Source organism: Novosphingobium sp. TH158 (assembly GCF_002855555.1).
In the GTDB taxonomy this organism is placed as follows: domain Bacteria; phylum Pseudomonadota; class Alphaproteobacteria; order Sphingomonadales; family Sphingomonadaceae; genus Novosphingobium.
Window position 1 is genome coordinate 420,523 of the sequence record NZ_PKRT01000001.1, and the last position, 17,528, is coordinate 438,050.

Consider the following 17,528-nt stretch of genomic DNA (forward strand, 5'->3'; position numbering starts at 1 on the left):
GGCGACAGGCGCGCAAGGGTTGCGCAAGCAGCCCGGTGCGCCTAGATGCCCCTCAACTCAGGTCAAAGGCCCGGATTAGCCCATGTTCCTCTTCATCACTGTCGTCCAGGCAATCGTCGGCGCGCTGCTTGTCGGCGTTATCCTCATGCAGAAGTCGGAGGGCGGTGGCCTTGGCGTGGGCGGCAGCCCGACCGGCCTGATGTCGGCACGCGGTGCGGCGGATTTCCTGTCGCGCGCAACGAAGATCCTGGCGATCATCTTCGTCGGTCTTTCGATCCTGCTGGCGGCGCTGGCAGCCGGTCATGGCTCGGGCCAGAAGATCGACACGTCGCTCAACCGGGCGACGCCGGCACCGGTACAGGTTCCGGCCGCGCCGAATCCGGGCGCACCGGGCATCAATCCGGCGGCACCTGCGGCCGGGCCTGCGGCTCCGGCAGCCAATCCGAACCCGGCGGCACCCGCCACCAAGTAACCCGGCAATAGCCAAAGTTGCAGCCACCTGCCGGTTACGGCAGTTGTGGATTGCTGCTTTGTGCGCTTGCCCAACACCCACACTCTCGCTTAAGGCCCGACTCCCATGGCGCGGTTCATTTTCATTACCGGCGGCGTGGTCTCCTCGCTCGGCAAAGGTCTCATGGCGGCTAGCCTCGCAGCACTGCTGCAGGCTCGCGGATTCAAGGTCCGCATCCGCAAGTTCGATCCCTATCTGAATGTCGATCCGGGGACGATGAGCCCCTACCAGCACGGTGAAGTCTACGTGACCGACGATGGCGCGGAGACCGATCTCGATCTTGGCCACTACGAACGTTTTACCGGCGTTTCCGCGCGGCAGGCGGATAACATCACCTCGGGCCGGATCTATCGCGACATCATCGCCAAGGAGCGACGTGGCGACTATCTGGGCGCGACCGTGCAGGTGATCCCGCACGTTACCGACGCGATCAAGGAATTCGCCCGCGCCGAAGCCGATGACCTCGATTTCGTGCTCTGCGAGATCGGCGGAACGGTGGGCGATATCGAAAGCCTGCCCTTCATCGAGGCGATCCGCCAGCTGCGCAACGAACTTGGCCGGGACGAGACCTGTTCGATCCATGTCACGCTGGTTCCCTATGTGTCCGCCGCCGGTGAGCTGAAGACCAAGCCGACGCAGCATTCGGTGCGTGAACTGACCAGCTTTGGCGTCCAGCCCGACGTGCTGCTGTGCCGCTGCGAACATCCGCTGCCCGAGAACGAGCGCGCAAAGATCGCCCAGTTCTGCAACGTCCGCAAGGAAGCGGTGATCCAGGCGCTTGATGCCAGTTCGATCTATGCCGTTCCCCTTCAGTATCACGCCGAGGGGCTGGACGCGGAAGTGCTGCGTCACTTCGGTCTCGAAAGTCCGGCTCCCGATCTTTCGCGCTGGGTGGACATCGTCGATCGTTACCAGAACCCCGAGGGCGAGGTGACGATCGGTGTGGTGGGCAAATATGTCGGCCTGCCCGATGCCTACAAGTCCTTGAACGAAGCGCTGGTCCATGGCGGCATGGCGCACCGGGTGAAGGTGAACATCCGCTGGATCGATGCCGAACTGTTCGAAGCCGATGACGACAGCGAGATCGTCTCGCGCCTCGAGCCGTTGCACGGTATCCTCGTTCCCGGCGGCTTCGGTGTGCGCGGAACCGAGGGCAAGATCGCCTCTGTCCGCTTTGCGCGCGAGCGCAAGGTTCCCTTCTTCGGCATTTGCCTCGGCATGCAGATGGCCTGCATCGAAGGGGCCCGCAATACCGCCGGAATCGCCGGTGCCGGCTCGACCGAATTTGGCGAGACCAGCGAACCGGTGGTGGGCATCATCACCGAATGGATGAGCCCGGAGGGCCTGCAGCAGCGCGGCGCGGATTCGGACCTTGGTGGCACCATGCGCCTGGGTGCTTACGAAGCGAAGCTTGCCGCTAACAGCCACGTCTCTGCCATTTACGGTGCGACGACCATCTGGGAGCGTCACCGCCACCGCTACGAGGTTAACGGGGCGTATCGCGAATCACTGGAAAAAGGCGGACTGTTTTTTTCAGGAATGTCGCCTGACGGCCTGCTGCCCGAGATTGTCGAGCGTCCGGACCATCCGTGGTTCGTCGGCGTGCAGTTCCATCCCGAGCTGAAGAGCAAACCCTTTGATCCGCATCCACTTTTTGCCGGATTTATCGGAGCGGCACTCGCTCAGGCGCGACTTGTCTAACCCCGCGAACTACGGGTGTTAACAGATTAACCATAAGCGAAAACCTTGCGTTCACCCGGTGTGGAAGCATGGTATCAGGACATTGCCTGCCACAAGAAGCTGCGTTAATGCAGAGTTGCACTCTAGGGGGGTGGGCAAGTTTCAGCAGGCTATGCGGGCCAGGATCGGTGATACCGGTCCCGGAGCCAGAGCGCCTAACACCCTCTGCAAGTGACACGGAATTTTGAGCTTGTTCCCGAGCTGATCGTCTTCTGCGACCCGGACGATCAATGAAGGACAGGGCGGCATGCAAATGTCGCGGGGGCGGACCTTCCCGGGTCCGCCCCCGAACTTTTAGGGGTTGATTGAACGGAGGCGTCAGGCGGCCTTGCCGGCTTCCTTGTCACCCTCGACCAGGGTGAGGGTCTTCTGGCCGGCGATGGCGATCTTCTTCGGCTTCATCGCTTCGGGCACTTCGCGCACCAGGTCGATGAAAAGAAGCCCGTCTTCAAGGTTGGCGCCATCGACGCGAACGAAATCCGCCAGTTCGAAGCGGCGTTCGAACCCGCGCTGGGCGATGCCGACATGGAGGAACTGCGACGCATCCTGCGCTTCGGGGTTCTTGCGGCCCGATACGACAAGCAGGTTCTGCTGGGCGGTGATATCGAGCTCGTCAGGCTTGAACCCGGCGACGGCCAGCGTGATGCGGTAGGCATCTTCGCCGCGACGCTCGATATTGAAAGGGGGGTAATTGTCGCCGCTGTTGCGCCCTGCGTTCTCAAGCAGGTCGAACAGGCGATCGAAGCCCACGGTGCTGCGGCGATAGGGGGTGAAATCGAAACGGTTCATGGCAAAAATCCTCAATTGAGCAATCTTCGGTTCTGGCGAGACCCCGCAACCGGGCATCCCGTCGACAATGCATCATGCCCGGAACGGCGCATGACACGTTTCAAGAGATATGGTAGCGCCCGGCTGATTCAAGTCCTTCATACGGGATCACCATGCGACACGTCGAAATCTACACGCAATGGGGCTGTCCATACTGTGTGCGAGCCAAGGCCCTGCTGGACAGCAAGGGCGTTGAATACGTCGAATACGATGTCACCATGGACTCGAAAAAGCGCGCCGAAATGGTTGAGCGCAAACCCGGTGCGCGCACGGTTCCGCAGATCTTCATCGATGGCGTGCCCTATGGCGGCTGCGACGATATCCATGCGCTGGATGCGCAGGGCAAGCTGGATCCGGCACTGGGCCTCTGATGCCGCGCATTGCCCTGTTGCAGATGTGTTCGGGCATCGATCCGGACGCTAACGGCCGGACCATCGTCGATGCCCTTGCCAGGGCGAAGGCCGATGGCGCCGAGATGCTGTTCACGCCGGAAATGTCCAACCTGATCGACCGGGACCGTCGGCGGGCGAGCGCAAGGGTTGTCGAAGAAGGCGATGATCCGGTTCTGGCGATGTGCCGCGATGCCGCAGCGCGGGAAGGGATCTGGCTGGCGCTCGGTTCGATCGCGGTTGCGCGCGGGGACGGCCGCTTTGCCAATCGTGCCTTCGTGATCGATCCGACCGGTGCCATCGCTGCGCGTTATGACAAGCTGCACATGTTCGATGTCGACCTGTCGACCGGAGAATCCTGGCGGGAATCGAATGCCTATGCGCCGGGTGAAGTGCTAGGCATTGCCGAGGGCACGCCGCTCGGCCGCCTTGGGCTGGCGATCTGCTACGACATCCGGTTCCCTGCGCTTTTCGAGGAGCTTGGCCGGAAAAGGTGCGATGCAATCGCAATCCCGGCGGCGTTCACCGTCCCCACGGGGCGTGATCACTGGCATGTGCTCCAGCGCGCCCGCGCGATCGAGGCGAGCGCTTTCGTGTTCAGTGCTGCGCAAGTGGGCCGTCATGAAGATGGACGCGAAACCTATGGCCATTCGCTAGTCATCGATCCGTGGGGGCAGGTCCTGCTCGACATGGGAGAGGCCGGTCCCGGGCTGGGGCTGGTCGATATCGACCTTGGCCGCATTGCCGAAGTGCGCGCCCAGCTGCCGAGCCTTGCCAACCGCAGGGCAATTCCCAAATAGGCGCTCATCATGATCGTCTATGACCTTGAATGCCGCACGGGGCAGCATCGGTTCGAAGGCTGGTTCGGCTCTTCCGATGATTTCGAGCGCCAGCAGGGAAGGGGCCTTGTAACCTGCCCCTCCTGCGGCAGCAGCGATGTGATCAAGGCCGTGCAGGCACCCAACCTTGGCCGCAAGGGTAACCAGCTCCCGGACCTTCGTCCGGCGAGGGCGGCAAGGCCGACGCCGGCGCCAGTAACGAACAGCGGTCCGGTCATCCCGCCCGAAGCCGTCGAAATGCTCAAGGCCATCGCAAAGGCCCAGGCAGAGGCGCTCAAATCCTCGACCTGGGTGGGTGATGATTTTGCCGATACGGCGCGCGCCATCCACTATGGCGAACGCGATCCTGAGCCGATCCACGGTCAGGCCTCGCCGGATGAAGCGCTTGAACTGATCGAGGAGGGGGTTGAGATCGCCCCCGTGCTGTTCCCGATTGTGCCGCCCGGTGAGGCGAACTGATCGGCGCTGGCGGCCAATCCTGTCGGTCTTGCCCGAAGCGCACAGCCATCCTAGAGCCACTGCCAGTGCGCCCGTAGCTCAGCAGGATAGAGCACCAGATTCCTAATCTGGGGGCCACAGGTTCGGAGTCGGAGGCGCGTCGCGCCGGAGACGGCCAGAGCGAAGCGGCGGCCAATCCTGTCGGGCTTGCCCGAAGCGCAAACCCATCCTAGAGCCACTGCCAGTGCGCCCGTAGCTCAGCAGGATAGAGCACCAGATTCCTAATCTGGGGGCCACAGGTTCGAATCCTGTCGGGCGCACCACTTTTGCACAGTTTCCTGCGCCTGCGAAAAACCACCGCGTTTCATGCTGTTAACCGCGGTGATCGGAGAATGTGCGGGAATGGCTCCGAATCCGCCAAAAAACCTTCACATTTTCCTCTTGCATGCTGGAATCGAATATGATTCTTGGGCGCATGAAAAGGATGCGCGAAGAACCCCGTCTGAAGGGCGAAAAGGTCACCCAGCTGGGTGCGCTGGCCGCGCTCCTTCTCATGGGCGGTCTCGCCATTGCCGGTCCGAGCGGCCTTCTGGCGTGGAGCGAGAACCTGCGCATGCTCGATCAGCGCAAGGCCGAGCTCAAGCAGGCCCAGGTGGAGCGTGATGACCTGAAGAACCGGGTTGCCCTGCTCGATCCCAATGGTGCGGATCCCGATCTTGCCGGTGAACTGGTTCGCCGTGACCTGAACGTCGTCCATCAGGACGAGATGGTGATGATCCTCAAGTGAGGGCGTTCGCTCCGTGAAGGAGCGATCATTATTTCGCAAATCGGAAATAAAAGTGCACGGGGCAGGTTCCCCTTGCCGATATCCCCTTCTATACCATGGTCGAGTTCTTTCCCCAGGGGACTGTCATTGGCCAAAGCCTCGAAAAAGACGTCCGTCGCCAGCGACGGCAATGCATTCGAACTGCGCTCGTTGCAGGAAACGTTCGAAGCCGGAAAACGGCATTCGGCCAGCAGCGATGAACTGCTGAACCTCTACGAGCAGATGCTCCTGATCCGCCGCTTCGAAGAGCGGGCCGGCCAGCTCTACGGACTCGGCCTTATCGGCGGTTTCTGTCATCTCTACATCGGTCAAGAAGCGGTCGCGGTGGGCATGCTCTCCGCGCTCGACGGTGACCGGGACAGCGTGATCACCGGCTACCGCGATCATGGTCACATGCTCGCCTATGGCATCGACCCCAAGGTGATCATGGCCGAACTGACCGGTCGCGCCGCCGGCATTTCCAAGGGCAAGGGCGGCTCGATGCACATGTTCAGCACCGAGCACCGCTTCTACGGTGGCCACGGCATCGTCGGTGCGCAGGTGCCGCTGGGCGCCGGGCTGGCCTTCGCGCACAAGTACCGCGAAGATGGCGGCGTCTGCCTTGCCTATTTCGGCGATGGCGCGGCCAACCAGGGCCAGGTCTACGAAAGCTTCAACATGGCATCGCTGTGGAAGCTGCCGGTGATCTTCGTGGTGGAGAACAACGGCTACGCCATGGGCACGGCGGTGACCCGCGGTTCGGCTGAAACGCATTTCTACCGCCGGGGCACGGCGTTCCGCATCCCCGGGCTCGACGTCAACGGAATGGACGTTCTGGAAGTGCGCCGGGCCACTGATGTCGCGCTTGACTATGTCCGTGCAGGCAACGGACCCGTACTGATGGAACTGCACACCTATCGCTATCGCGGCCACTCCATGTCCGATCCGGCCAAGTACCGCACGCGCGAGGAAGTCCAGGAAATGCGCGAGAAGAACGATCCGATCGAACGTGCGAAGGCTGAACTTCTCGCTGCCGGAATGGCGGAAGACAAGCTGAAGGAGATCGACAAGGCGATCCGCGCCCAGGTTTCCGAAGCCGCCGATTTCGCCGAGAATTCTCCCGAGCCGGAGCTTGCCGAACTGTACACCGACGTGCTGGTGGAGCGCTACTGATGGCGGTTGAACTGAAGATGCCCGCGCTCTCCCCGACGATGGAAGAGGGCAAGCTTGCGCGCTGGCTGGTCAAGGTCGGCGACGAGGTGAAGGCCGGCGATATTCTTGCCGAGATCGAGACAGACAAGGCGACGATGGAATTCGAGGCGGTGGACGAAGGCCGCATCGGGGCCATCCTTGTTCCCGAGGGCAGCGAGGGCGTGAAGGTGGGCACCGTCATTGCGACCATCGGCGAGGGCGATGTTGCGGCTCCCGCGCCGGCACCGGCCCAGAAGGTTGCCGAATCCGTCCCTCCGCCGGCGCCGCAAGTGGCCGTTGCCGAGACTGCGGTCGCAGGATCGAACGTCCGCACGATCACCGTGCGCGAGGCGCTGCGCGATGCCATGGCCGAGGAAATGCGCCGGGACGACCGGGTTTTCGTCATGGGTGAGGAAGTCGCGCAGTATCAGGGCGCCTACAAGGTAACGCAGGGCCTGCTCGACGAATTCGGGCCGAAGCGGGTGATTGATACGCCGATTACCGAATACGGCTTTGCCGGAATCGGCACGGGCGCGGCCATGGGCGGCCTGCGCCCGATTGTCGAGTTCATGACCTTCAACTTCGCCATGCAGGCGATCGACCACGTCATCAATTCGGCGGCCAAGACCAATTACATGTCGGGGGGCCAGATGCGCTGCCCCATCGTTTTCCGCGGACCCAACGGGGCGGCCAGCCGCGTCGGTGCCCAGCACAGCCAGAACTTCGCGCCGTGGTACGCCTCGGTGCCGGGACTGGTTGTCATAGCACCTTATGATGCCAGCGATGCCAAGGGGCTGCTGAAGGCCGCGATCCGCAGCGACGACCCAGTGGTCTTCCTCGAAAACGAACTGGTTTATGGGCGCAACTTCGAACTTGCCGAGGATGACGACCATGTGATCCCCATCGGCAAGGCGCGCGTCATGCGTGAGGGCAAGGACGTGACCATCGTATCGTACTCCATTGCCGTGGGCTGGGCGCTGGAAGCAGCCGAGCAGCTTGCGGGCGAGGGGATCGACGCCGAAGTGCTTGACCTGCGGACCATCCGCCCGCTCGATCGCGAGGCGGTGCTGGCATCGCTTGCCAAGACCAACCGCCTGGTCATTGCCGAAGAGGGCTGGCCGGCCTGCTCGATCGCCTCGGAAGTGATGGCGATCTGCATGGAAGAAGGCTTCGATCACCTCGATGCCCCGGTCCTGCGCGTGTGCAACGAAGATGTTCCGCTGCCCTATGCGGCCAACCTGGAAAAGGCGGCCGTTATTGACGCGGCGCGGATCGTCGCGGCGGTCAAGCGGGTCTGCTATCGCTGATCAGGTGGCGGTATAGGTCGAGCAGCTGGCAACCGCGCCTGCGGGCGAGGTCTGGTACACCTGCGAAAGATCACGGCTGTCACGCACGTTGAAGGCGGCCGTGGTCTTGATCGTCTTGTTGCTGATCAGCCGCGTGGAAATCAGCGGTTTGTAATCGTACTGGATTTCAACGAAGATCACCGCATCGTCGGTAAGGGCGGTCACTTCCTGACCAGCGGGGCCGATGCCGCCGCTCTTGATGTCATTGGTCACGCCATAGCTGGACCCGACATTCTTCACGCCCTTGCAGCGCTGCCACTTGATGAACTGCTGTCCTGACGTGTTGACTTGCAGGCTGGAGACGATGATGCGCCCGTTCGACAGCAGATTCAGCATTGATCCGCCGTTGAGGTGGGCGCCGAGCATCACATCATTGATATCCGCCTCGTAGATCTTGCGGTTGCTCATGGTGGAGCTGTCACCGATCCGCGAGGCGTTGTCGGCAACCTGCAGGGCGACCTGACTGACGCGCAGGTTGACCATCATGTACCAGGCCATTTCCGCGCCATAGAGCAGCGCCAGCAGCAGGATCGGCATGATGAGGGCGAATTCCACTGCAGCCACGCCGCGTTCGGAAAGGCCCAGCTTGCGCAGGAGGTGGCGGATTCGCTGGAGCTTCAGCATTTCCGGTTGACCTTCGTCATGTCCTGAGTGGTGTACGGCTGGTTGCGCAGGACGGTTTCGGTCTTCAGCGTGATATCGTTCGAGAAGCCCAGCAGCTTGGCCACGGCAAGGGGGCGCGGGTAGGTTACGGTGACGGTATAGAGCACCGCGTCCTTCGCGCCGCCCTGGCCGATCTTGCCGCGGTCGGTGTCCCACTTGTTGTTGCCGTTGATATCCTCGTAGGTTTCGCCGTTGTCGCACTTGCCGTTGTTGTTGACGTCGTTGAAATCCTCGGGCCGACCAACCGCACTGAAGCTTGCATAGGCCTTGCGGGAAAAGCTCATCGTGGCGTTCGGCACCACCATCTTGACCTGGTCCGTCACCTTCTGGTCGAGGGCCGTGGTCGAATTGGCGGCACCTTCAATGGTGGAATCGCGGCCGACCTTCTGGATGGCACCCTGAAGCACAGAGCTGGCGTAAAGCTGGTAGCCCAGATCGTAGGTCGCCATCAGCATGACGATCAGCACCGGGGCAATCAGGGCGAATTCCACCACGGTAACGCCGGTGGAATCGCCGCGCAGTTCGCGCAGCGACCTCACTTCGAAATCCTCAGGTCGCCCATGGCTTCGGCGATCTTGCTGAAGGTGGTGTCGAGCGTGGTTGCGTCCTTGGCCTCGAAGTAGCGGCCCGGGCCGGCGCAGTCGGTCAGCACCGGGTTGAGCGAGGTGCCAAAGCCGATGACCCAGACCGTGATGTTCTTCTTCTTCACCTCGTTGCAGGCAACCGCGAAGCGGTTTTCGATCGTCTTGGTCAGCGAGATGGCCGAGCTGGGAGACCAGCGCCTGCGCGTCAGACCTTCGATGCCATAGGAGGAATAGGACATCTGGTTCGACGCAGTGAGGCCGTCGGTCAGGAAGATCAGGTGGCGATTGGTAACAGAGCCGCCAACGTCGGCATTGTCGCTGGCGAAAATGCCGGTCGGGGAAAGCAGGCGCCCGCCCCAGATCATGCCGATGTCGTGATAGGTGGCGCCCTCTGCGACGAGTCCATCGACATAATTGGCGACGTCGGTCGCATTCATCTCCGCCAGCTTGCGCGCAGCAACCGGGCAAGCCGCGTGTCCGCCCCATCCGGAATGAATGTAATCGCCATCGAAATAGATCGGTGACACGGACCAGGGCCAGCTGCCCCAGTTGCCCCAGGTGATGCCGCGCAGCCAGGAAATGGCCGGCAGCTGCGGCTTCCACTGCGTGTCCGGGTTGTTGGTCGGAACGAGGTCGATATCGAGGTCCAGCGCCCGCGTCAGGTCGACGTTGGCATAGTCGGTGATCTCGTAGGTCTTCCGCTCCTCGATGCAGCCGTTCATCCAGGCGTCCATCTTTTCGACCTTTTCCGGATAGCCGGCCATGTCGACCATCATCTTGCCGCCCTTGGGAGGCGCGTCCGGATTAGCCCCCTTGAAGCCGCTGACGTCGAGGGTGACCGACTTGTACTCCCAGTCGAAGTTCTTCACCTTCTTTACGCCCATGTCCTTCTCTTTGTAGACATAGGTATAGTCGGTGTAGGTATAGGGTTCGACGGTATAGCCGCCATCAGCTTCGGAATAGCAGTTGTAGCCGGTTCCGTTGACGACGTAGCGCCAGTTCTTCGTTCCGTCGGGGTCTACCCAGTAGCCGATTTCGGTCCAGGTCGGGTAACCGCCCGGGCAGGTTGCCGACCGGTAGCGGGTCCCATAGGCATGAGTGCCGCTTTCGTAGACCCAGTTCTGCTGGACCTGAGGCTGGTCGAAGGTCGTGCCGGTATCGTGCGTTGCCCGGCCTTCGTAATTCCAGCTATCGACCAGCCAGGCTGATTTCAGCAGGAAGCCGACGTTGACGTTGGTCGAATAGGGCACGAAGCCATAGCGCATACGCGTACCGGGGGTCTTCGCTGCCTCAAGCCGGCCGTGGAAGTTCTTGACCACGTCGCGCAGCACCTGGATGCGGGTCTTGCTGTCGCCGGCGTTGGTTTCGTTCATCGAGCCGGTGGTATCGAGCACCATCATCACGTCGGTGTTCGAAAAGTTCAGCTTGGCCTGGCAAGTGACTGCGATGTTCAGTTCCTTGTAGCCGAACAGGAACATCAACGTCGTCGGCACTTTCACCGTTGCCGCGCCATTGATCGAATAGTCCCCGCCGATCGTCATGGCGAAGGTGCGCGTGCCGGTGCCGTAGGATCCGGTCTTGAAGTTGGCGTTGAACAGCTTGTCGCCCTCGGTCTTCACGGCAGCGCCGGGCGTCGTGCTGGTGACGATATCGCGGCCAAGCTTCTTGCGCGCGGCGAGAACGCCCGCGTCGCAGGCCTGCTGCAGGCGGCTTTGCGAGAGATAGCCGCGTCCCATGTCGATACCACCGCCGATCATCGCGAGGATCGGGATCAGCGAAAATGCCACGATCATCAGCGTGTTGCCCTCGCGATCGTGCGCGAGCCGCACGGCGAAACCGCCGAGCCTGCTGGTGATTGCCTTGCCGTTCGCGAAGCGCATGCGTCTTCCTGCCCTATACCGGTATCGTTCCCGACTAGCGGCAACCCCGTAACGGTTTCGTTAAAGGCGAAAGTTAATTTGTTGACCGCACTTGGTTTTACACACGTTCACCGGCGGGTTACGCGTATTATTCGGTCAGGAAGACCGGGCGCGAATAATTAAGCCGCAGGTCACTTACGCCGATCAACTTCATCACTGACGGCACTGTGTAGCTTACACTAATCGCCAGTTCGGTGGTCCCCGCCACCCTTTGAGTCAGGGGCCTTGAAACGCTGATCGTAAGGCGGGTGTTGTCGAGCATGTATGGTGCCGCCGTTGCCATCGCCCGGGCCGTTGTCGTCAGGTCGTTTGTGTCCCTGAAGTTGTCGTTTTGATATTCGATGACGGCATATCGCGCGATATCTGCAGTGGCACCCCGCATCGCATTGTAGCTTTGCATGGCAAGGCCGATCTGGAAGACGCCAAGAAGCATGGTAATCAGGAGCGGCACCAGCAAGGCGAATTCGATCGCCATCGAACCGCTTTCATCGCAGCCCAACCGATTCAGCATGGCCTTCATATCGCATCCGACGTTGTGGTCTGTTGTTTGATCATGACATATCGCTCAACGGTGAATGGCACGGAAGTACCGATGCCGAATTGCGTCCAGATCGGGGTATAGCTGTCATTCAATGTGATCTTGACGTAGGAGCTGATCATATTGGTGCCGCAAACCGTGGCATCAGTTACATAGACCGTACTCGATCCGCATCGATAGGCCGCGTCGACAAATACCTTGTCCTGGTCAAGACCAGTTGAGGTTTCGAGGATGCCTTTGAGCGTGGCACGCCTTGTGGGGCTGGTCGGTTCGGATGCCAGCGCGACAGAAGATGCTTCTGACGAAGCGGTTTGCAGTTCCGCCTGCCGCGCCACGATCCGGCTTGCTTCGTAAGAGCCGACAGACAGCGCCAGCAGAACCGGGATGACAAGTGCAGTTTCGAGAGCGACCGCACCTTCGCGGTCGCCCAAGACTGCACGGAGTGCGGCAAGGGGCTTCATGACACCAGCTTCACTTCTGCCTTCGCCCCGCCGGCGTTAAGGATTTTGCCCCCGGCCGGGATGCAGAAGTTATTGAAGTCGGTCGTACCAGTCACAGTCAGGTTATTGGCCACAACCATCAGGCATACGCCGGTGACGGCAGTCGTGCCGTTGAACCAGATTTCGCGCTTGGGGGCATAGATAATGCCATTCAACGTGATGTCGGAGGTGCCGTTGATCTTGATCTGCTCGGTCGAATCCTTGTCATAGAACACCATTGTTGCAAGCTGCTCCGCAACAGAATTGGTGTATCCATACGTATTGATCAGCGTGTCCTTGGTGATGCCACTGAGATTAAGGATCGATTGCGAATTGATGTGCATCCCGTTGGCGTTCTTGATGACAAAAAGAACGTCGGTGCCGGTAACTGTCTTGTTCTGGCCGAAATCGATCGAATCGACGATGTAGATTCCCGGTTGGAACTGGGTATCGCACTGGATTTCGATCGTCCCGTAGGTGCCGGGCAGGGGGCGTGCAATGCTGTCACTTGGCGGCGTCGTGGTAGCCACGACATTGCTGTATGTCGTGGTAATTACCTGCTTGCGAATTTCGTGAACACGCGGCGACGTCTGGACGCGGCGCACGTAGGTATAGCTGGTGGACGAAATCGACCCGGCCGTTGTTCCGTTCGGAACCGTCGTATTGGGGATCGCGGTTCCGACCGTTGTGGAACCAGCCGTCGGCGAACTCCAGGATGCGAAATTCGTGCCTGACTGGGCGTACTCCAGTGCATTGTTCGAGTTGACGCCTGAATGATACTGGTAGGTTGTAACCGTTGTCTCTTGTTTCGTTGCGGTTGTCGATGTTCCCCCGCCGCTGCCGGTTGGGCAGCTATAGGTGCGCGACGGGCTGGTGGCGGGATTGGGCTCCGCAATTGTGCCATATGGGTCTGCCAAACCCGAAATATTCGGGTGCATGGTGCCGTTGCTGGAAAAGTCCGAATCAATGCCGCCGCCGGCAACCAGCATGCCCAGTTGTGCAGTCGACTCACCATTCTTGACCATCGCGGCGGTAGGGTGCGTTGAGATGGCAACAACGCCACAGGTCGCAGATCCGCTGGCGCTGCCGCCAAGCGTGAAGGCCCCTTCCATCGACGGGTGCAGCGCAACCATGCAGCCTGAATAGGATGTGCCGCCGGAGGCTGCCGCGCGAGCGCTGACCCGGACAGTCGTGGCATTACCAGTGAGGAAGCTGGAGAACGGCAGGTGCTTGGTTGCCGAGGCCGTTACCTGGACTGCATTGTTCAAGCCGCCCCTGTAATTGCCCAGGGAAACAACCGGCGCGCTATCGAAATCGCCGACAGTCTGGATATTGGCATTATATTCCTGCACCGCGCGGGTTTGGTAGGTCGAGAGGGTAGTCGTACTCGTTCGGGCCCACGCCCCGGCCAGAGCTGCCTGGTCTGCCGCGAATTGCAGCTCTCGCTTCCAGAGATACCACTGCGCCGTGTCAACAGCGAGGCCGCCGCCGCCGATCAGAGCCGGCATGCTAATGGCTACCAAGAGCGAGGCGTTACCGCTGCTGCTTTGCTGAAGTCGTCTCAGAACACTTCGCAGTCTGTCAAACATGGGTTTACCCTAGCAAGGCCCGCTTCTGATTTTTGGCGCATCGGAATTATTACGTAGGGTCTGGTAAACAGATCATTCCAAAGGTTAAGTTAATGCGAGGCAAGATTTACGTAACTGTCCGGTTACATCCTGTCTTAGCTTGACAGGCAGGTGCGCGCCGCCGAACGCCGCGGCATGGACCCGGTCCTTCTCGATAGCCTGCCTCCGCTTTCCCGACTGGCGCTTTCCTATGCGCCGGCTGCGGCCAGGGCGGACTGGCTCACCCTGCTTGCGCTCGATGCCCGGCTGGCCGGCGTGGTTCGCCAGGCGCGGGAGCCGGTGCTCGCGCAGATCCGCCTTGCCTGGTGGCGCGAACGGCTGGAGCAGGATCCGGCGGATCGCCCGCGCGGAGAGCCGCTGCTGGCCCGGCTGGCGGAGTGGCCGGACGGCGGCAGGGGCCTTGAGCCGCTCGTAGATGGCTGGGAAGCCTTGCTGGAAGAGCCGCCGCTTTCGCAGTCTGCGGTAGAACGTTTCGCTGCGGGCCGCGCGGGGGCGGTTGTGGCCCTTGCCTCCCGGCTTGGCGCGGATGTCGGTGGATTGGACGAAACGTCGCGCCGCTGGGCGCTTGCCGACCTTGCCTGCCATCTTGGCGCGCATGAAGAGCGGGCGGTGGTGCAGGCGATGCTTAGGGCTGTTCCAGCAACCGTAGCGGGCGACCGGGCGCTTCGGCCCTTGCTGGTGCTGGAGCGGGTAACCTGCCGGGCGGCAATCAAGAGCAGTGCCGATGCCCTGACCTCGCCCATGGCCTTGCTGGTTGCCATGCGCGCGGGCTTGCTTGGCCGCTGAACCCTTGGCATAGTGTTGAAAATCAGGAGGTTGCGTCAGTGAATCGCACCGTGCTCGGAGCCTTTGCCGCATTGCTGCTCGTCGCCGCCGGCCTTTTCTGGTGGCAGGGACGTGCCGCTCTCGACGTGGGTGCGCCGCCGCCCAAGCTGGCCGACAGGCCGCTTGATGAAGGCCTGCCCGATGCAACTGGCCAGGGAATGCGCGGGGCACTGCCGCCCGAAGCCAGCGAGGCAACCAGGGAGCAGCGCCGGTTCGACCGGCTGGACCGCAATCGTGACAGCAAGATAACCCGGGTGGAAATGCTCACTCCGCGCGTGGCGGCCTTCCGCAAGCTGGACACCGATGGCAACAACCTGCTGAGCTTCGAGGAGTGGGCGGTCAAGACATCCAACCGCTTCAAGGGCGCCGATCGCAACGGAGACAGCAGCCTTGATCGCGCCGAATTTGCGACGACCAAGCCCAAGCCGAAGGCGAAGCCCGCCTGCAACTGCGGACCTGCGCCGAAAACAAAGGCGGCGGCCCCGAAGAAGGCCGCCGCCGAAGTTTTCGATGACGAGGCGGAGGAATAGCCTCCGCCAGTCCTCAGAAGTGGAAGTTCAGCCCCACGCGCACGAGGTGCAGGCGAAGGTCCTGGGTGATGGTTTCGCTGTACACGGGCGAGGTGAAGGCGCTGCCGGCAACATAGTCCGTCGCATAGGCTTCATCACCGGCATCGACATAGTTGTAGGACAGGCGCGCCGAAATGTTCGGGGTGAACTTGTGTTCAACGCCGCCGCCGACGGTCCAGCCGGTGCTGGTCTTGGTCAGGCTGCCAGCCTTCTTGTAGTTGCCGCTTGAGACGACTTCCCAGCCATAGGCTGAACGGGTGAAGGCTGCACCGCCATCGACGTAAAACAGCGAGTTGCCCGCTGCGACGCCCAGCTTGGCTTTGAGGGCAATCGAGCTCTTGGGATCGACCCGGTTGGTGTAGGTATAGGTCAGCGTCGGAAAGGCCGCGGGGCCTACCGGACCGCGAACCACATCGTTACGGCCGGGCAGTGCAGTGAAATCCGCTTCGGCACCGAGCACGACCGTGCCCATCTGGTAGTTGTAGCCCAGCTGCGCGCCGAAGTTCGCATTATCGAGCTTCTGGCGGGCCGCGCCGTTTTCCGTGACGTTCGTCTGCAGGGCGGCACTCTCGCTCGCCCATTGGCCGCCGAGCACGACCACGCTGTCGGACTTGGCAGAGGTGTAGCCGGCGGACACCCCGACATAGGGGCCGGTCCAGTCGGCATCCTGCGCCATGGCGGGGGTGGCCGAAACGGTGGCGGCAAGCGCCAGCAACGAAGTCTTGTTCATGAGATTCCCTCCGGTTGTTCCTGGTTCGCCCGGTTCGTCACGCCGGGTTGGGCGGGCGCTTAGGAATCGCCGGAAACCGGAAATTGTAAAAAACCGTCAGGGGCGGGGGATTTCCCGTTCAACCGTTGCTGACCAGCGCTGGATTGACTGCCTTCCATTGCGCCAGGTCTTCCTTGGCGCGATCGGTATAGGCTGCCTTGCGCTGCTTTTTCTTCACCTCGTGCAGTGGCGGGAACAGGCCGAAATTCACGTTCATCGGCTGATAGCTGTCCGCTTCGGCATCGCCGGTGATGTGGGCCAGCAGCGCGCCGAGGGCTGTCGTACGGGGCGGATTTTCCCAGGAGCGGCCCGTCAGTTCACAGGCGGTCATCAGCCCGGCCAGCAGGCCGACCGCAGAACTTTCCACGTAGCCCTCGCAGCCGGTGATCTGCCCGGCGAAGCGGACGTGCGGGGCAGACTTCAGGCGCAGTTGCCGGTCAAGCAAGGTGGGGGAATTGAGGAATGTATTGCGATGCAACCCGCCCAGCCGGGCAAATTCCGCGTTTTCGAGCCCCGGGATGGTGCGGAACAGGCGCACCTGCTCGGCGTGCTTCAGCTTGGTCTGGAAGCCCACCATGTTCCACAAGGTGCCCAGCTTGTTGTCCTGCCTCAACTGCACCACGGCATAGGGCCAGCGACCATTGGGATGCTCGGGCGTTGCCCAGTGCGGGTTATCGAGCCCGACCGGCTTCATGGGGCCGAAGCGCAGGGTTTCCTCGCCACGCTCGGCCATCACTTCGATCGGCATGCAGCCATCGAAGTAGGGGGTGTTGGCTTCCCACTGCTTGAATTCGGTCTTGTCGCCCGCAAGCAGCCCCTCGCGGAAGGCAAGGTATTGTTCGCGCGTCATCGGGCAATTGATGTAATCGCGCCCGTCGCCGCCCATGGCCAGGCTGGCCTCGGCGCCCTTGTCCCACCGGCTGGCCATCCACGCCACGTCCATGTTGATGGAATCGCGATAGACGATGGGCGCGATGGCATCGAAGAAAGCCAGGCTGTCAGCCCCGGTTGCGGCACCGATGGACTGGGCAAGCGCCTCGGCGGTCAAAGGGCCGGTGGCGACGATGGTCAGCCCGGCCTGGGGCAGCACATCGATCCGTTCGCGCACGATGGTGAGGTTGGCCAGGGCTGCAAGCGCTGCTTCGACTTCGGCAGAGAACACCTCCCGATCCACGGCCAGGGCCGATCCTGCCGGCACCCGGGCCTTGGCCGCCGCCGCCATGACCAGCGAATCGAGCTGGCGCATTTCGTGATGCAGCAGGCCCACCGCGTTGCTGACATCGTCATCGGAACGGAAAGAGTTCGAGCAGACCAGTTCAGCGAGTTGCGCGGTCTGGTGAGCCGGCGTCATGTCGCCCGCGCCACGCATTTCCGAAAGGCGCACGCGCAGGCCGCGCCGCGCGAGTTGCCATGCCGCTTCGCTGCCGGCGAGCCCGCCGCCGATAATGTGCACGTCATATTGCATGG

Annotated in this window: 19 protein-coding genes and 2 tRNA genes; 12 read left to right on the forward strand and 9 right to left on the reverse strand. The window is 61.8% G+C overall.

All coding sequences use genetic code 11. From position 1 onward, the window contains the following. Positions 1–82: 82 nt before the first annotated feature. Both secG and C0V78_RS02185 read left to right on the forward strand, forming a co-directional pair. Positions 83–472, forward strand: a complete 390-nt coding sequence (secG, locus tag C0V78_RS02180) for a preprotein translocase subunit SecG (protein ID WP_101796232.1) — start codon at positions 83–85, stop codon at positions 470–472. 105 nt (positions 473–577) lie between these two features. Next, positions 578–2,212, forward strand: a complete 1,635-nt coding sequence (locus tag C0V78_RS02185; RefSeq protein ID WP_101796233.1) for a CTP synthase — start codon at positions 578–580, stop codon at positions 2,210–2,212. A gap of 357 nt (positions 2,213–2,569) precedes the next feature. Here the strand turns inward: C0V78_RS02185 and C0V78_RS02190 are convergent, their stop codons facing one another. Then, the gene (locus C0V78_RS02190; RefSeq protein ID WP_101796234.1) at positions 2,570–3,040 is read right to left on the reverse strand and encodes an Hsp20 family protein; all 471 of its coding nucleotides are present in this window, start codon (positions 3,038–3,040) and stop codon (positions 2,570–2,572) included. Positions 3,041–3,192: 152 nt separating this feature from the next. Here C0V78_RS02190 and grxC point away from each other — a divergent pair, with 152 nt between their 5' ends. The 8 genes from grxC (at position 3,193) to C0V78_RS02225 (ending at position 8,048) form a co-directional block, all read left to right on the forward strand. Continuing rightward, the gene (gene grxC / locus C0V78_RS02195) at positions 3,193–3,450 is read left to right on the forward strand and encodes a glutaredoxin 3 (RefSeq protein ID WP_101796235.1); all 258 of its coding nucleotides are present in this window, start codon (positions 3,193–3,195) and stop codon (positions 3,448–3,450) included. Then, entirely contained in the window at positions 3,450–4,268 is an 819-nt protein-coding gene (locus C0V78_RS02200; RefSeq protein WP_101796236.1) for a carbon-nitrogen hydrolase family protein, read from the forward strand. The genes grxC and C0V78_RS02200 overlap by 1 nt, the downstream gene beginning before the upstream one ends. Before the next feature lie 9 nt (positions 4,269–4,277). Then, the gene (locus C0V78_RS02205; protein ID WP_101796237.1) at positions 4,278–4,766 is read left to right on the forward strand and encodes a DUF1178 family protein; all 489 of its coding nucleotides are present in this window, start codon (positions 4,278–4,280) and stop codon (positions 4,764–4,766) included. Between the two features lie 67 nt (positions 4,767–4,833). Further along, positions 4,834–4,955, forward strand: a tRNA-Arg gene (locus C0V78_RS14830). A gap of 36 nt (positions 4,956–4,991) precedes the next feature. Next, positions 4,992–5,068: transfer RNA gene (locus tag C0V78_RS02210), tRNA-Arg, on the forward strand. A gap of 161 nt (positions 5,069–5,229) precedes the next feature. Further along, positions 5,230–5,532 carry a septum formation initiator family protein gene (locus C0V78_RS02215; protein ID WP_371514412.1) on the forward strand — a complete coding sequence of 101 codons (303 nt, stop codon included), beginning with the start codon at positions 5,230–5,232 and terminating at the stop codon, positions 5,530–5,532. Between the two features lie 126 nt (positions 5,533–5,658). After that, the gene (gene pdhA, locus C0V78_RS02220) at positions 5,659–6,723 is read left to right on the forward strand and encodes a pyruvate dehydrogenase (acetyl-transferring) E1 component subunit alpha (RefSeq protein ID WP_254049785.1); all 1,065 of its coding nucleotides are present in this window, start codon (positions 5,659–5,661) and stop codon (positions 6,721–6,723) included. Beyond that, on the forward strand, positions 6,723–8,048 hold the full coding sequence (locus C0V78_RS02225) for a pyruvate dehydrogenase complex E1 component subunit beta (protein WP_101796238.1): 1,326 nt from the start codon (positions 6,723–6,725) through the stop codon (positions 8,046–8,048). The genes pdhA and C0V78_RS02225 overlap by 1 nt, the downstream gene beginning before the upstream one ends. Here C0V78_RS02225 and C0V78_RS02230 read toward each other — a convergent pair whose 3' ends face one another. The 6 genes from C0V78_RS02230 to C0V78_RS02255 all read right to left on the reverse strand — a co-directional run bounded on the left by C0V78_RS02230 (position 8,049) and on the right by C0V78_RS02255 (position 13,859). Further along, positions 8,049–8,711, reverse strand: a complete 663-nt coding sequence (locus C0V78_RS02230) for a TadE/TadG family type IV pilus assembly protein (RefSeq protein WP_101796239.1) — start codon at positions 8,709–8,711, stop codon at positions 8,049–8,051. Continuing rightward, complete coding sequence (locus C0V78_RS15085) at positions 8,705–9,289, reverse strand: TadE/TadG family type IV pilus assembly protein (RefSeq protein ID WP_254049786.1); 585 nt, start codon at positions 9,287–9,289, stop codon at positions 8,705–8,707. The genes C0V78_RS02230 and C0V78_RS15085 overlap by 7 nt, the downstream gene beginning before the upstream one ends. Beyond that, complete coding sequence (locus C0V78_RS15090) at positions 9,286–11,214, reverse strand: TadE/TadG family type IV pilus assembly protein (RefSeq protein ID WP_101796240.1); 1,929 nt, start codon at positions 11,212–11,214, stop codon at positions 9,286–9,288. Before C0V78_RS15090 ends, C0V78_RS15085 begins: the two co-directional genes overlap by 4 nt. 127 nt (positions 11,215–11,341) lie before the next feature. Then, positions 11,342–11,773, reverse strand: coding sequence for a TadE/TadG family type IV pilus assembly protein (locus C0V78_RS02245; RefSeq protein WP_101796241.1), 432 nt, complete (start codon positions 11,771–11,773; stop codon positions 11,342–11,344). Continuing rightward, the gene (locus C0V78_RS02250; protein ID WP_101796242.1) at positions 11,770–12,252 is read right to left on the reverse strand and encodes a TadE/TadG family type IV pilus assembly protein; all 483 of its coding nucleotides are present in this window, start codon (positions 12,250–12,252) and stop codon (positions 11,770–11,772) included. The genes C0V78_RS02245 and C0V78_RS02250 overlap by 4 nt, the downstream gene beginning before the upstream one ends. After that, a complete protein-coding gene (locus C0V78_RS02255) occupies positions 12,249–13,859 on the reverse strand; it encodes a pilus assembly protein TadG-related protein (protein WP_101796243.1) in 1,611 nt (536 codons plus the stop codon). The genes C0V78_RS02250 and C0V78_RS02255 overlap by 4 nt, the downstream gene beginning before the upstream one ends. 174 nt (positions 13,860–14,033) lie before the next feature. On the opposite strand from C0V78_RS02255, the gene C0V78_RS02260 reads away from it, so the two are divergent. Together C0V78_RS02260 and C0V78_RS02265 are read left to right on the forward strand one after the other, a co-directional pair. Continuing rightward, positions 14,034–14,684: a squalene/phytoene synthase family protein gene (locus C0V78_RS02260; protein ID WP_101798148.1), complete on the forward strand. Its 651-nt coding sequence runs from the start codon at positions 14,034–14,036 to the stop codon at positions 14,682–14,684. A gap of 38 nt (positions 14,685–14,722) precedes the next feature. Next, positions 14,723–15,253, forward strand: a complete 531-nt coding sequence (locus C0V78_RS02265; protein WP_144039819.1) for an EF-hand domain-containing protein — start codon at positions 14,723–14,725, stop codon at positions 15,251–15,253. 13 nt (positions 15,254–15,266) lie between these two features. Here C0V78_RS02265 and C0V78_RS02270 read toward each other — a convergent pair whose 3' ends face one another. Together C0V78_RS02270 and trmFO are read right to left on the reverse strand one after the other, a co-directional pair. Beyond that, positions 15,267–16,022 (reverse strand): outer membrane beta-barrel protein, encoded by a 756-nt coding sequence (locus C0V78_RS02270; protein WP_101796244.1) that lies wholly within the window; start codon positions 16,020–16,022, stop codon positions 15,267–15,269. A 118-nt stretch (positions 16,023–16,140) separates the two neighbouring features. Beyond that, entirely contained in the window at positions 16,141–17,526 is a 1,386-nt protein-coding gene (trmFO, locus tag C0V78_RS02275; RefSeq protein WP_101796245.1) for a methylenetetrahydrofolate--tRNA-(uracil(54)-C(5))-methyltransferase (FADH(2)-oxidizing) TrmFO, read from the reverse strand. Between the last annotated feature and the right edge of the window lie 2 nt (positions 17,527–17,528).